This window comes from Aeromicrobium sp. 636 (genome assembly GCF_024433585.1).
In the GTDB taxonomy this organism is placed as follows: Bacteria; Actinomycetota; Actinomycetes; order Propionibacteriales; family Nocardioidaceae; genus Aeromicrobium; species Aeromicrobium senzhongii.
Genome location: NZ_WNJU01000002.1, coordinates 738,247 through 752,605, shown reverse-complemented (window position 1 = coordinate 752,605; position 14,359 = coordinate 738,247). Strand labels below are relative to the sequence as shown.

The following is a 14,359-nucleotide window of genomic DNA, read 5'->3' as shown; positions in this document are numbered from 1 at the left end:
GAGCCGTCCCGGATCAGTCATAGCGGGCCTCGGTCCACCAGCGGCCGTTCTCGACCACCATGAGCCAGGCACTGCCGTCGACACCGACGACCTGGAAACGGGCCACGCGTCGGGCCGCGGCCTCGTCCCACCAGTGCTCGTCGACCGGCCACGGCCCGGCCCAGGCGGCCACGGGCTGCCAGGCCAGATCGGCCGCAGCGCGGAACCGGGCCGGCCGACCCGACAGCCCGCCGCGTCCGCTGACACTGACCGGGAGCCCTTCGGCACCCACCACCTGCGCGGGCGCCGGCTCGGTGAACACCGTGGCCGGCGCCGGTGCCGGCACGCTGCCGGGCCACGGCCGGTCGACCGGTCGCTGCACGACGGGACGCTCGCCCCACGGCGCCGACAGCCGCCGGTCCGCCGGTGCGCGCCCGCCCTGGACACCGACCGTGCGCACCCCCTCGGGTCCGACCAGCGCCTGGACCCGCGCCACGGACCGCTCGACCTGGTCGTCGGGTCCCCCGCCGAACAGGCTCTCGGCATGGTCGCCCAGGGGCTCGACCTCGACCGGGACGCAGCGCACCGCGACCACCGGTCCACCGGGTGGATCGGCGGACAACTGCCAGCGCAGCCGGTCGAGCACGTCACCGGACCCGAACCACCGCGGGTGACGCCACACCCGGCTGGACACGCGCGGCTCGCCCGCGACCTCGGCATCGACCTCGATCCGCAGCGTCGAGCAGACCAGACCGGCCCGGTCGAGTCCACGGACGAAGCTCTCGACGCTCTGGCGCGCGCTGAACACCACGGCCTCGGACCGCTCGAGCGCCGGCTCGAAGGCCACGGTGACCACGAGCTCGGGCGGCGGGGTGCGGCGCGAGATCGGCCGCACCTCCTCACCCTGGGCCCACCGGTGCAGCAGCGCCCCGTGGGCGCCGAACCGCGCCACCACGTCGGCCGCGGGCAACGCCGCGAACTCACCGACCCGCCGGATCCCCAACCGGCGCAGCACGGTGACCAGATCCAGTCCCGGGGTGGTCGCATCCGCCGGCGTGGGCACCTCCAGCACCTCGACCGGCAGCTCGCGCAGGAAGTCGGCGTTGCCGCCGGGGGCCACGATGAGGCAGTCCTGGGCGGGCGCCTGCCGCGCCGCCAGCTCGGCGACGAAGACCCCGTCGGCGATGCCGAACCGCACGTCCCACACCCCGAGCCCGACCAGCTGCTCGGCCATCACGGCAGCGGCCTCCGCCTCGCCGCCGTAGTACCGCTCGGGCACGCTCAAGGCGCACAGGCCGGGACGCAGCGGCGCCACCCCCGGGCTGAGCTCCTCGAGGGTGGTCAGCACCTGCTCGAAGGTGCGGGCGTCGACCTCGGGGCGGTGGTCGCACACCACCAGGTCGGGACAGCGCGACTGTGCGTCGCGGCGCCGCATCCCCCGGCGGACGCCCTGGGCCCGGGCCGCCGGCGTGCAGGCCAGCACGACGCCCTTGTCGAGCACCGCGAGCGCCTCGGCATCGGCGGTCGAGCCGCCCCGGTTCGCCTCGGCGTGCTCGGCCTGGCGTACGAGAGCGGGCCAGTCGGGAACCCACGCCACCATCGTGCGCATCAGCCGGCCACCTCGATCGGACCGCGACGCACGGCGCGCTCGACCGTCGACCCGCCGACCGGCGCGACGTGCAGCTCGCGGTCGGGGAACCACAGCCGGCGCGAGCCGGTGACCCGGCCACCTCGTTCGACCTCGAGGGTCACCTGCCGGGCCACGAGGTGTCCGTGGCCGTCCTGCACGCCGGTCCAGGCCGGGTCGCGCAGGCGTAGCCGGGCATCGACGCGAGGCCAGTCACCGACCGCGATCAGGACGCCCTGGCGCCGGTGCAGGCGGGCGCGGAGCCGGGCGACCTCGCGCTCGGGCAGGGTCACGCGGTCGACCATCACGACGCCGACCGCGTCGACCAGGGCCCCCAGCACGGAGGCCGGGTCGGCACCGGCGTCGGGCACCCAGACCGTGCGGTCGAGGTCGACCCCCACCGCGGCGGCCGCCTCGAACCCCACCCGCTCGGTGCCGACCATCGCGCACCAGGCGCCGTCCCGCGAGGGTCCGGCCATCAGCAGCAGGGCCAGACTGGTGGCGTCGACGCAGTAGCTGCCGCCCGGCTGCAACGAGATCAGGCCCTCCAGCGCCGGGTGCGTCGGCATCGACAGCACCGAGGGACGGCCCTGCATCCGGCCGATCTGCGCCCGCAGGTCATCGACCAGTGTGGCGCCAGTGGCAGCAGGGACGGAGGGACTCACTCCTCCATCATCGAACACGTGTTCGATGTCGTCAACACCGGGGTGCACCCCCTCGTGTCGCGTTGCTCGCGCCTGCGCGCTTTGCTAACTTCCCCTCACCACAATCACCATCGGGGGGACCATGTTCCGTATCAAGACCATCATCATCGCCACCGTGGCCGCAGCGGCCACGGCTCTCGCGCCGCAGGTCGCACACGCCGCGCCCGACTGCCAGAACCTGCCTTCCACCAAGTGGAAGTTCACGAAGATCTCGAAGTCCTACAAGCCCACCGGCCTGTACTCGGACTGGGTGCGTCCCAAGAACGCCAGGTTCACGATCACGTACAACCAGTCGGCCACGTCCGCCACGTCGGCCACCGTCAGCTCCAAGCTCTCGGCCGAGGCCGGCACCGTCTTCGTCAAGGCGAAGGCCGAGGTCAGCGGCTCGCTCACGAAGAAGTGGAGCAAGAAGAAGGCGTGGAAGTACACGGCCAGCGTGAAGCGGAACGGGAAGTACAAGTACCGCCTGCGCCAGCGTCAGGAGACGCGCAAGTTCACCGCGACGAAGTACTCGCTGTACCGCGGCGACTGCCGGTACCGCAAGGTGAAGGCGGGCACCGCCGAGATGCCGCGCAGCACCCAGACCTCGCTCATCTGGGACGTCCAGAAGCGCAAGGCCTGAGCCACGCACAGCACTGAGGGGGTGGGCCGGTCGGCCCACCCCCTCAGTCGTGTCGTCAGACGGTGACGGTCACAGCGCCAGGTCGATGGACCCGCCCGGGATCGCGTCGAGCAGGCGGCGCGTGTACTCCTCGCGCGGGCTGTCGAACACCTGCGACACCGACGAGTGCTCGACGACCTTGCCGTTCTGCATCACCAGGACGTCGTCGGCGATCTGGCGGACGACCGCCAGGTCGTGGGTGATGAACAGGTAGCTCAGCCCCAGCGAGGCCTGCAGGTCGTTGAGCAGCTCGAGGATCTGCGCCTGCACCAGCACGTCGAGCGCACTGACGGCCTCGTCGCAGATCACGACCTCGGGATCGAGCGCGAGAGCACGGGCGATCGCGACGCGCTGACGCTGACCACCGGACAGCTCGCCCGGGTAGCGCGACATCACGTTGGACGGCAGCGAGACCTTGTCGAGCAGTTCGCGCACCTTGGCCTCGCGCTCGGCCTTGGAGCCGACGTCGTGCGTGCGCAACGGCTCCTCGATCGAACGGTAGATCGAGTACATCGGGTCCAGCGACGCATACGGGTTCTGGAAGACCGGCTGCATCTGACGGCGGAACTTCAGCTTCTGCGCCTTGGACTTGAGCTCACGGATGTCGACACCGTCGAACAGCACCCGGCCCGACGTGGGCGGCAGCAGGTCCAGCACCATCCGCGCGACCGTGGACTTGCCCGAGCCCGACTCGCCCACGATCGCCGTCGTGGTGCCCCGGCGGAGCCGGAACGAGACCGAGTCGACGGCCGTGAACGGCACCTTCTCCCACGGCTTGCCGCCGCGCAGCTCGAAGACCTTGGTCAGGTCCTCCACGACCAACACGTCGTCGCCGCCCTCGCCGAAGGCCTCCGCGCTCTCGGAGACCTCCTGGGCGGTCTCGGCGGCGCTCTCCATGGCCTGCTCACGGACCTGCGTGCGCGCCCGCTCGGACGAGAGGCGCTGCGAGGCCAGCGAGGGCGCCTTGGACACCAGTCGCTTCGTGTACGGGTGCTGCGGGTCCTGCAGGATCTCCAGCGCGGGACCGGACTCGACGACCTGCCCCTTGTACATGACGACCAGGTGGTCCGCCCGCTCGGCGGCCAGGCCCAGGTCGTGGGTGATCAGCAGGACGGCGACACCCAGGCTCTCGGTGAGCATGTCCAGGTGGTCCAGGATCTGCTTCTGCACCGTCACGTCCAACGCGGACGTCGGCTCGTCGGCGATCAACAGTCGCGGCCGGGCCGCCAGCGCCATCGCGATGAGCGCGCGCTGGCGCATGCCGCCGGAGAACTCGTGCGGGTACTGGCGGGCCCGGCGTTCGCCGTCGGGCAGTCCGGCCTCGGCCAGCAGCTCGACGACGCGAGCGTCAGCCTCCTTGCCCGACGCCACGTCGTTGGCCTCGAGGGCCTCCTTGATCTGGGACCCGACCCGCCACAGCGGGTTGAGGTTCGACATGGGGTCCTGAGGCACGAGACCGATCGACGAGCCACGGACGGCCATGATCTGCTTGCGGCCGGCCGTCGTCAGGTCGGTGCCGTCGAACAGGATCTGGCCGCCGGTGACCTGACCGGTGCCGGGGAGCAGGTCGATGACCGCGTGCGCGGTCGTGGACTTGCCCGAGCCGGACTCGCCCACGATCGCGACCGTCTGGCCCTCGTAGACCTTCAGATTGACGCCGCGGACGGCGGGAACGAGCTCTTTGCCGCGCGCGAACGCGACATGGAGGTCCTTGATCTCGAGCAATGCAGTGGAGTTCATCGGTTCTTCCGCTTCGGATCGAGGGCGTCGCTGACGGCGTCACCCAACAGGATGAAGCCCAGCGCCGTGATCATCAGGGCACCGGCGGGCCAGTACATGACGCCCAGGCGGGTCCCCGAACGCACCTGGTTCTGGGCGGCGGCGATGTCGTTGCCCCACGAGACGATGCCGTAGGGCAGTCCGATGCCCAGGAACGACAGGGTCGCCTCGGCGACGATGAAGATGCCCAGCGACACGGTCGAGACCACGATGACCGGCGGCAGCGAGTTGGGGAGCACGTGACGCACCAGGTTGCGCAGCGGCGAGGCGCCGATCGCGCGGGCCGCGTCGATGAACTCGAGGTTCTTGACCTCGAGCACCGCACCACGCGCGATACGGGTGACCTGCGGCCAGCCGAAGGCGGCCAGGGCGAACACGACCGCGAAGATCGCACCCCAGTAGCCGCGCTCGGGGAACCGGTTGTCGACCATGGACAGACCCACGATCGCGCCCAGCAGCAGCGGGATCGCGAAGAACATGTCCGCGATGCGCGAGACGACGGTGTCGACCTTGCCGCCGTAGAAGCCGGCGATCATCCCGGTGACCGTGCCCAGCACGGCGACCACCAAGGTGCACAGGATGCCCACGAGCACCGAGGCGCGCGCCCCGTAGATCGTGCGCGCGAAGACGTCGTACCCCTGCTTGTCGAAGCCGGCGGGGTGACCGGGCGAGGGCCCGTCGAGGCTGCGACTCAGGTCGCTGTCCATCGGGTCGACGCTGGTGAACAGGCCCGGCGCCACCACGACGACGGTCACCCCGAGCAGGATCACGGCCGCCACCCAGAACATCCAGTTGCTGCGCAGACTCTTCCAGGCGACGAGCCACTGGCTCTCGGGCGACTGGGACTCGTCGACGGTGCCGGTGGCCTCGAGCGGGGTGTGGGACAGCGGAGCGACGAAGCGCTCCTGGCCAGGGCGGATGACTTCACGCATAGCGGATCCTGGGATCGAGGAGGGCGTACAGAAGGTCGACGAGCAGGCTCATCAGCACGTAGACGAGGACCATCACGGTGACGACGCCGACGACCGTCGGCCCCTCGCCACGCTGGACGGCCGAGAAGGCCAGTCGACCGATGCCCGGGACGTTGAAGATGCCCTCGGTGACGATCGCACCCGCCATGAGCGTGCCCAGATCGGTGCCGAGGTAGGTCGTCACGGGGATGAGCGAGTTGCGCAGCACGTGACGGCGGTTGACCGTGGCCGACGACAGGCCCTTGGCGCGCGCCGTGCGGACGTGGTCCGCCGTGAGGTTGTCGACGACCGAGGAACGGGTCAGTCGCAAGATGTAGGCGAACGACGTCAGGCCCAACACGATGGCGGGCAGGATCAATCGTTCGAACGACGCGTCTCCACCGACGGTGATGGGCGCCCAACCGAGCTTGACGCCGAAGATCAGCTGCATGACGAAGCCGAAGACGAAGATCGGGACGGCGATGACCAGCAGCGAGACCAGGAGCATCGTCGAGTCGAAGATGCCGCCACGGCGGATGCCGGCGTAGAAGCCCGCGGCGATGCCGAGGGTGGCCTCGATGACCAGGGCCATCAGGGCGAGCTTCAAGGTGACCGGGAAGGCAGTCGCGACGAGGTCGGCCACGGGACGGCCGGAGAAGGCCTCACCGAAGTCGCCGGTCAGCGCGTTGCCGAGGTACTTGAGCCACTGGACGAGGAAGGGGTCGTCCAGGTTGTACTGCGAAGCGATCTGGGCTCGCACCGCCTCGGGGACCGCCTTCTCGCCGAACAAGGCGCCGATGGGATCACCCGGAGACAGGAACACCAGTCCGTAGACGATGAAAGTCGACCCCAGGATGACCGGGATCGTTTGGAGCAGTCGACGACCGACATACCACCACATGTGCACACTCCTCGCGGCACACGGTGGGACGGCACCCTCTCAGGTGCCGTCCCCCCGCGTTGTTACCGCTGTCGATTACTTGGTGACGAGGTGGTACTCGGGCTTGCCCTGCCAGCTGAAGACGACGCCTTCGACGCCATCGGCAGCCGCACCGGCGATGCGCTGGTTCCACAACGGGATGGCCGGGAGGTCCTGGAACAGGATCTCCTGGACCTCGGCCAACTTCTTGGCCTGCTCATCACCCTCGGCGCCGAGCGCCTCCTTGAGGAGCTTGTCGACCTCGGGGTTGGAGTAGTCACCGTCGTTCGAGCCGGCACCCGTGCCGTACAGCGGGCCCAGGTAGTTGTAGATCGACGGGTAGTCGGCCTGCCAACCGGTACGGAAGGCGGTCTTGATCTCGCGGTTGGTCACGAGCTCACGCAGCTCCTTGAACGTCGCGTAGCCCTTGGGCTTGGCCTCGATGCCCAGGTTCTTGCCGACCTGGTTCACGAGAGCCTCGACCCACTCCTTGTTGCCGGGGCCGTCACCGTTGTACGCCACCGTGAAGGAACCGTCGAACTTGGAGATGGCGTCGGCCTGGGCCCACAGCTTCTTGGCCTCGGCGGCGTCGAAGTCGAGGACCTCGCTACCGGGGATGTCCTTGGTGAAGCCCGGGAACAGCGACGTGGAGAAGTCCTCGGCCGGGACACGCGAGCCCTCGAAGATCTTCTCGGTGATCTCCTCACGGTTGATCGCCTTGGAGATCGCGGCGCGGCGCAGCTTGCCCTCTTCGCCGCTCCAGTGCTCGAGACGCTCGGGGATCGTGATCGACGCGAAGTTCGCGCCGTTGCCCGTGAAGGCCTGGATCGAGTCGTCGGTCTCGAAGCTGCTCAGCGCGCTCGGCGGGACGGCCTCGAGGACGTCGAGGTTGCCACCCTGCAGGTCGGAGTACGCGGAGTCCGGATCGGTGTAGAACTTGAACGTCACACCGCCGTTCTTCGCCTCGCGCGAGCCCTTGTAGTCATCGTTGGGCGTCAGCTTGGCCTCGACCTCGTGCTCCCAGGACTCCAGGACGTACGGGCCGTTGCCGATCGGCTTCTCACCGAACTCGTCGGTGATCTTGCCGCTCTCGTCGAACGCGGCGTCGGGCAGCGGGTAGTACGCCGAGTAGCCGAGGCGCAGCGGGAACTCGGGCTCGGCCTCCTTCAGCGTGACCTGGATCGTCTTGTCGTCGACGGCCTTGGCGCCGAGGCCCTTGGCGGGATCGATGAGGACACCCTCTTCGTCCGTGCCGGCGAACGGGTACATGAAGTACGCCTGCAGCTGGCCGTTCTTGGGATCCGAGGCGTAGGTCCAGGCCTTCACGAAGGACTCGGCCGTGACCGGCGTCCCGTCGGTGAACTTCCAGTCCTTGAGCTTGATGGTCCAGTTCTTGTTGTCCTCGGACTCGATCGACTCGGCGACCTCGTTGGTCATCTCGCCCTCGGGGTCATAGGAGACCAGACCGGCGTACAGCAGGTCGATGATGTTGCCACCGCCGACCTCGTTCGTGTTGGTCGTGATCAGCAGCTTCTGCGGCTCAGTGCCGTACGCCGTGATCACGGAATCGGTGGAGCCGCCACCGTTGTCGTCGCTGTCGCTCGAGCACGCTGCCAGGCTCAAACTGGCAACGGCGGCGATGGCGATACCTGCGAGGGCTGAACGCCGAAGTCGCATGAATATCCTCCTGTGAATGTGCGTACGTCATTGGACATGCGTGTACGCGCCTCATCCATAAGTACCACCTGGGCATGTCCCGCCCCCAATCCAGACGCGCTAATTCACCGAACTGCAACCAAATTCACGTCCCGGGCCGCAGGCCGTCCGCGGGCAGACCACAGCGGCCCCGCCCCCGAGGGGACGGAGCCGCTGGTCGGCGCAGGGAGAGTGGTCAGCCCTTGCGCTTGGTGATCTCCTCGGTGGCCTGCGGCAGGACCGTCTTGAGGTCACCGACGACGCCGAAGTCGACGAGCTCGAAGATCGGCGCCTCCTCGTCCTTGTTGACCGCGACGATCGTCTTGGAGGTCTGCATGCCGGCGCGGTGCTGGATGGCACCGGAGATGCCGTTGGCCACGTACAGCTGCGGCGAGACCGTCTTGCCGGTCTGGCCCACCTGGAACGTGTGCGGCTTCCAGCCCGAGTCGACGGCGGCGCGCGAGGCGCCGACGGCCGCACCGAGGGCGTCGGCCAGGGCCTCGACCTCGGAGAAGTCGCCACCGGTGCCACGGCCGCCGGAGACGACGATGGCCGCCTCGGTCAGCTCGGGACGACCGGTGGAGACGCGCGGCTCCGACGAGACGATCTTGACCGTCTTGGCGGACTCGGGGACGTCGAACGAGACGGCCTCGACCGTGCCGGCACCGGCGACGGCCTCGGGCGCGGCCGAGTTCGGCTTGACCGCGATGACCGGGGCGCCCTTCGTGACCTGCGCGGCGACGGTGAAGTTGCCGGCGAACGCCATCTGGGTGGTGGTGATCGCGCCACCGTCGACGGTCACGTCGACGGCGTCGGTGATCAGGCCCGAGTCGGACTTGAGCGCGACGCGGGCCGCGATCTCCTTGCCCTCACTGGTGGAGGGCACCAGCACGGCGGCGGGCGACGTGGAGGCGACCAGCGCGGCCAGGGCCTCGGCCTTGGGCGCGACGAGGTACTCCTGGTAGACGCTGTCGGAGTAGGTGTAGATCTTCTCCGCGCCGTACTCGGACAGCACGGCGTTGTCGGCATCGCCGAAGACGACCGCCGACGGCTCGCCGATGCGGCGCGCGATGGTCAAGAGCTCCAGCGAGGGCTTCGTGACCTTGCCCTGCGGGGCTTCGATCAGAACGAGAACTTCACTCATGACTGTCTATGCCCTTCTCAGACGAACTTCTTGGACGCGAGGAACTCGACGAGCTTGGTGCCGCCGTCTCCCTCGTCGGTGACGATCTCGCCGGCGGTGCGCGGCGGACGGGGGGTCGTGGACTCGACCTTGGTCCAGGCGTTGTCGAGGCCGACCTCGGCCGCGTCGACACCCAGGTCAGCCAGGCTCCACTGCTCGACCGGCTTCTTCTTGGCGGCCATGATGCCCTTGAAGGACGGGTAGCGGGCCTCGCCGGTCTGGTCGGTGACCGAGACGACGAGCTTGCCGGTGGCCTCGATCTCGTGCGTGGCGGCGTCGCCGTCGCGACGGATCTTGACCGTGTCGCCGTCGACGGAGATCTCCGAGGCGAACGTGATGGCCGGCAGGCCCAGGCGCTCGGCGACGAGCGTCGGGACGACACCCATGCCGGCGTCGGTCGAGCCCATGCCGAAGAACACCATGTCGTAGTCGAGCTTCTCGATGGCCTTGGCCAGGACGAGGGACGTCGCGAAGGCGTCCGATCCGGCGATGGCGTCGTCCTCGACGTGGACGCCGGCGTCGGCGCCCATCTGCAGGGCCTTGCGGACGGCATCCGAGGCGTCGGCGGGGCCGACGGTCAGGACGGTCACCTCACCGTCACCGTTCTCGACGACCTGCAGCGCCTGCTCGACCGCGTACTCGTCGAGCTCGGAGAGAAGGCCGTCGACGTTCTCACGGTCGACGGTGTTATCCGCTTCGTCGAACGTGCGGTCCGCCGTGGCGTCCGGCACGTACTTCACAGCGACAACGATCTTGGTCACGAGGACCCTCCTGTGAATTCGGGGCGCGAACGACGGTTGATCGCCCGCGAGGTATCGGGACCACCCTGCCACGCGTTCGCACGCATGAGTGAGGCGACCCTTCCTGCCACGATGTTACCGAAAGGTAACGAAACCCCGCACCGCGAGGCGCGTGGCGTGGATCACGAGCCGGTGAACGTCGCCTTGCCCGGTCCGTGTGCGACGAACGAGGCCATGCCGTCGGTCTGGTCCTGGGTGGCGAACAGGCCGGTGAACCCGGCGCGCTCGATCTCGAGCCCGGTCTGCAGGTCGACCTCGAGTCCCTTGTCGATGACGTCCTTGGCGGTGCGCAGCGCGATGGCCGGTCCCCCGACGAACTGCGACGCCCACTGGACCGCGCGGTCGAGGACCTGGTCGGCGGGCAGCACCTCGTCGACCAGGCCGAGGGCCAGCGCCTCGTCGGCCGCGACGAAGCGGCCCGTGTAGATGAGGTCCTTGGCCTTGGCCGGACCGATCAGGCGCGCGAGGCGCTGGGTGCCGCCGGCGCCGGGGATGATGCCCAGCAGGATCTCGGGCTGACCGAGCTTCGCGTTGTCGGCGCAGAACCGCAGGTCCGTCGCCAGCGCGAGCTCGAGGCCTCCACCCAGCGCGAAGCCGGTGATCGCCGAGACGGTCGGCTTGCCGATCGCGGCGATGGCCCGCGTGAACTCCTGCAGCAGGTGCGCGTGGCGGAACATCTCGGGATAGCCCATGTCGGCCATCTCCTTGACGTCGGCGCCCGCGGCGAACACCCGCTCGCCACCCCACACCACGACCGCGGCCACGTCGTCGCGACGGTCGGCCTCGCGGGCCGCCTCCAGCAACTCGGTCTGAACCTGCGCGTCGAGCGCGTTCATCTTGGGTCGGTCGAGTCGGATCGTGCCGACGCCGTCGGTCACCTCGAGTCGGACGAACTCCGCCATGGCTGTGCCTCCTGTGTGGGTTGGGCCGAGCATAGGACAGCGTCAGGACACCGAGCCCAGCGCCTGCAACGGCGCGCCGGCCAGTCGGTACGTGCGCCACTCGGCCAGGTCGACGCCGCCCAGCGAGCGGTAGAACTCGATCGACGGGGTGTTCCAGTCCAGCACCTGCCACTGCAGGCGGCTGTACCCGCGCTCGACGCACACCTGCGCGAGCCGGGCCAGCAGCGCCTTCCCCAGACCGGACCCGCGATGGGCCGGGTCGACGTACAGGTCCTCGAGGTGGATGCCGTGGACGCCGTCCCAGGTCGAGAAATTCAGGAACCAGATCGCCACGCCGACCACGACACCGTCCACCTCGGCGACGTGGGCGAACAGCGCCGGCGACGACCCGAAGAGGCGCTCGTGCAGCATCTGGTCGGTCAGCACGCAGTCGTCCGGGGCGCGTTCGTACGCGGCCAGGTCGTGCACGAGCTGCACCATCGCGGGGACGTCGTCGGTCTGGGCGGGGCGGATCCGCGGATCGGTCATGGAGCCGATTCCATCACGGCGGACGGTAGCCTCGGCTCGTGACCGAACCCGCGGACGCCTCAGCCCTGCTGCGCGACGACGACCTCGTGCTCGAACCGACCTCCGGCGCCGAGGATCTCCACGGATTCGCCGTGGTCTACGGCGGCGAGCGGATCGGGACGGTCGCGCTCCAGCGCAGTCCCGGCAAGGCCGGCCGCACGCTCGGGTCGATGCGCTGGAAGTTCTCGACCGGACCGGGCGCCATGGTCGCCAGCCGCGCCCTGAGGATCGGCGTCGAGTACGCGTTCACGCAGTTGGGGTGGACCCGTGTCGAGGCCCGCGTCCCCGCCGACGACCCGCTGGGCCTGCGGGCGGCCTCGATCGCCGGACTCCGCCGCGAGGGCATCGCCCGCGCACCGCGGGGCGAGGTCGAGCAGGTCCTGCTGGCCCGCGTCGTCGACGACCCGCCGGCGTTCAGCCGCGACGGCTTCGTCGCGATCCTCAACGCCGGACTCCCCCGCAAGCGCGTGATCGGCCAGGGCGTCCTGCGCGATCGCGACGGCCGGGTGCTGTTGTGCGAGCTGACCTACAAGGGCGAGTGGGACCTGCCCGGCGGCGTCGTCGAGGTCGGCGAGAGCCCTGCGACCGGCTTGGTCCGCGAGCTCGAGGAGGAGCTGGGCATCACCGTCACGATCGACGGACTCGTCACCATGAACTGGCTGCCGCCGTGGAGCCGCTGGGACGACGCGTGCCTGTTCGTGTTCGACCTGGGTGTCGTCGATGCCGACCTCGTCGACCAGATGGTGCTGCAGCGGTCCGAGATCGCCGCGGTCCACTGGTGCGACCTCGAGACCGTGCGCGAGAAGGCCACGCTGGCCACGACCGAGCTGCTCGAGTCGCTCGCCGACGCTCCCCTGCCGGCCTACCGCGAAGCGCCGCAGCAGCCGGACTGAGCGACGTGACGGTTTACCACGGGACCGTGGTAATGGCGCGCACCCCCGGGGAAGCTTCCCTGGGGAGGCGCGTGATTACCACGGGACCGTGGTAAACAGGCGCTCAGAACAGCGCCGCGGCGAGCGAGCGGCGCGCCTGCGCCACCCGCGGGTCCGTCAAACCGACCACGGTGAACAGGTCGAGCAGGTGCTGGCGCACCCGCTCGCGGTCGTCCTCGGACGTGCGCTTGACCAGGTCGATGAGCCGCAGGAACGCGTCCTCGATGTGTCCGCCCGTGACGTCCAGGTCGGCCACCAGGATCTGGGCGTCGATGTCGTCCGGTGCGTCGGCGGCCGCCTGGCGGGCTGCCTGCAGATCGGCACCCGACACGCGGGCATAGAGCTTCGTCGCGGCGAGACGCTCGACGACCTCCGCGTCGCCCGGCGTCTGCGCGAGCAGCGTTTCGTACTCGGCGATGGCGGCGTCGAAGTCACCGCGGCCGTACGCCTCGTCGGCGGCCGCGAAGCGCGGGTCGTCCTCGGGCTCCTCGGGCGCGTCCGCGGGGGCGCCACCGGAGGGCTGGGCCCGACCGGTCAGGCCGTTCTCCTGCGCGAGCCGCACGAGCTCGTCGAAGAAGCGCTTGACCTCGGAGGCGTCGACCGTGCCCTGGAAGAGCGGCACGGGACGGCCCTGGACGAGGCCGACCACGAAGGGGACGGCCTGGACCTGCAGGGCCTGGGCGATGCCGGGGTTGGCATCGGCGTCGACCCTGGCCAGCTGCAGCGCTCCGCCGTACGCCGAGGTCGCCCGCGCGAGGACCTCGTTGAACTCCACGCTCTGCGGGGCGCGCGGGGACCACACACTGAGCACGACGAGGTGCTGCATCGAGGACTCGACGGCCTGCTGGAAGTCGGCCTCGTTCACGTCGATGACGTAGACCGCGCCGTCGGGCGCGGGCGTGGCCGCTCCCGCCTGCGGACGGGGCTTGGCCAACGAGGACAGGTCGAACGCACCGGGCTGGGAGAAGCTCATGGGGACAGTCTAGGAAGAAAGGTCACAGACCGCGGATGGGCTCCGTCGGTTCGTCGTCCGAGTCACCGAACGAGCGATCGGGCGAGACCAGCAGGCGCTCGCGCCGACGGTTCTCCTTGTTCACGGCATTGTTGATCTCACGGTCGACCGCGAGGATGTCCGGCACGAACTTGATCTCGCGCAGCCCCTGCTCCTGGGCGGCGGACTCGAACACGAAGTGGCCGTAGCCGACGAGGCGCCCCAGCAACGGCCGGGTCATCGTCATGTCGAGGATGCGGTTGATCGGCATCGTCGCGACGCGGGCGGTGAGGACGCCGCTGAGCCGCACGACCCGCCAGTTGGTCACCACGAAGACGTCGCGCCATTCGACGTACGCACGCACCGCCGCCATCATCACGACGACGAGGGACACGAGCCAGAACAGCTGCGCGGCGGCCGAGGTCCAGTGGGCGAGCAGGACCACCAGCGCGCCCAGGGAGGCGAGCATCGACGCCGGCAGCGGCCAGTAGACGGCCACGTGCTTGGGGACGATCTGCAGGACGCGCTCGCCGCTGCGCGGGTTGAGGCGCTTGTTCAGCGCGACATGGGTCCCGGGGTCGGGGAACGGCTCACGCAGGCGTCGCCAGAATCGCGTCACGACAGAAGACGGTGCGATCTCGATCGCCGGTCGCTCGGTCATGACCCATCC

General features: G+C 69.6%; 14 protein-coding genes. 2 read left to right on the top strand and 12 right to left on the bottom strand.

The annotated features are described in order from the left end of the window. Positions 1–13: 13 nt before the first annotated feature. Together GL325_RS10360 and GL325_RS10355 are read right to left on the bottom strand one after the other, a co-directional pair. Positions 14–1,588 (bottom strand): DNA polymerase Y family protein, encoded by a 1,575-nt coding sequence (locus tag GL325_RS10360; RefSeq protein WP_187769475.1) that lies wholly within the window; start codon positions 1,586–1,588, stop codon positions 14–16. Beyond that, a complete protein-coding gene (locus GL325_RS10355) occupies positions 1,588–2,271 on the bottom strand; it encodes a hypothetical protein (protein WP_187769474.1) in 684 nt (227 codons plus the stop codon). Before GL325_RS10355 ends, GL325_RS10360 begins: the two co-directional genes overlap by 1 nt. Before the next feature lie 121 nt (positions 2,272–2,392). On the opposite strand from GL325_RS10355, the gene GL325_RS10350 reads away from it, so the two are divergent. Continuing rightward, positions 2,393–2,932: a hypothetical protein gene (locus GL325_RS10350; protein ID WP_154596976.1), complete on the top strand. Its 540-nt coding sequence runs from the start codon at positions 2,393–2,395 to the stop codon at positions 2,930–2,932. Positions 2,933–3,001: 69 nt separating this feature from the next. Here GL325_RS10350 and GL325_RS10345 read toward each other — a convergent pair whose 3' ends face one another. From GL325_RS10345 to GL325_RS10310, 8 genes are all read right to left on the bottom strand, one after another. Beyond that, entirely contained in the window at positions 3,002–4,711 is a 1,710-nt protein-coding gene (locus GL325_RS10345) for an ABC transporter ATP-binding protein (RefSeq protein WP_187769473.1), read from the bottom strand. Further along, positions 4,708–5,682: an ABC transporter permease gene (locus GL325_RS10340; RefSeq protein ID WP_154596974.1), complete on the bottom strand. Its 975-nt coding sequence runs from the start codon at positions 5,680–5,682 to the stop codon at positions 4,708–4,710. Before GL325_RS10340 ends, GL325_RS10345 begins: the two co-directional genes overlap by 4 nt. Beyond that, a complete protein-coding gene (locus tag GL325_RS10335; protein ID WP_154596973.1) occupies positions 5,675–6,601 on the bottom strand; it encodes an ABC transporter permease in 927 nt (308 codons plus the stop codon). Before GL325_RS10335 ends, GL325_RS10340 begins: the two co-directional genes overlap by 8 nt. Before the next feature lie 75 nt (positions 6,602–6,676). Next, complete coding sequence (locus tag GL325_RS10330; RefSeq protein ID WP_223111108.1) at positions 6,677–8,242, bottom strand: ABC transporter substrate-binding protein; 1,566 nt, start codon at positions 8,240–8,242, stop codon at positions 6,677–6,679. A gap of 268 nt (positions 8,243–8,510) precedes the next feature. Continuing rightward, positions 8,511–9,458, bottom strand: a complete 948-nt coding sequence (locus GL325_RS10325) for an electron transfer flavoprotein subunit alpha/FixB family protein (RefSeq protein WP_154596971.1) — start codon at positions 9,456–9,458, stop codon at positions 8,511–8,513. A gap of 17 nt (positions 9,459–9,475) precedes the next feature. After that, positions 9,476–10,258, bottom strand: a complete 783-nt coding sequence (locus tag GL325_RS10320; RefSeq protein ID WP_255956010.1) for an electron transfer flavoprotein subunit beta/FixA family protein — start codon at positions 10,256–10,258, stop codon at positions 9,476–9,478. 161 nt (positions 10,259–10,419) lie between these two features. Further along, positions 10,420–11,199, bottom strand: a complete 780-nt coding sequence (locus GL325_RS10315; protein WP_154596970.1) for an enoyl-CoA hydratase/isomerase family protein — start codon at positions 11,197–11,199, stop codon at positions 10,420–10,422. 42 nt (positions 11,200–11,241) lie between these two features. Beyond that, the gene (locus GL325_RS10310; protein ID WP_187769471.1) at positions 11,242–11,727 is read right to left on the bottom strand and encodes a GNAT family N-acetyltransferase; all 486 of its coding nucleotides are present in this window, start codon (positions 11,725–11,727) and stop codon (positions 11,242–11,244) included. A 38-nt stretch (positions 11,728–11,765) separates the two neighbouring features. Between GL325_RS10310 and GL325_RS10305 the strand changes: the two genes are divergently transcribed. Next, positions 11,766–12,659, top strand: a complete 894-nt coding sequence (locus GL325_RS10305; RefSeq protein ID WP_223111107.1) for an NUDIX hydrolase — start codon at positions 11,766–11,768, stop codon at positions 12,657–12,659. 103 nt (positions 12,660–12,762) lie between these two features. Here GL325_RS10305 and GL325_RS10300 read toward each other — a convergent pair whose 3' ends face one another. Continuing rightward, a complete protein-coding gene (locus GL325_RS10300) occupies positions 12,763–13,671 on the bottom strand; it encodes a tetratricopeptide repeat protein (RefSeq protein WP_187769470.1) in 909 nt (302 codons plus the stop codon). 22 nt (positions 13,672–13,693) lie between these two features. Next, entirely contained in the window at positions 13,694–14,350 is a 657-nt protein-coding gene (locus GL325_RS10295; protein ID WP_230081562.1) for a PH domain-containing protein, read from the bottom strand. Positions 14,351–14,359: the final 9 nt, after the last annotated feature.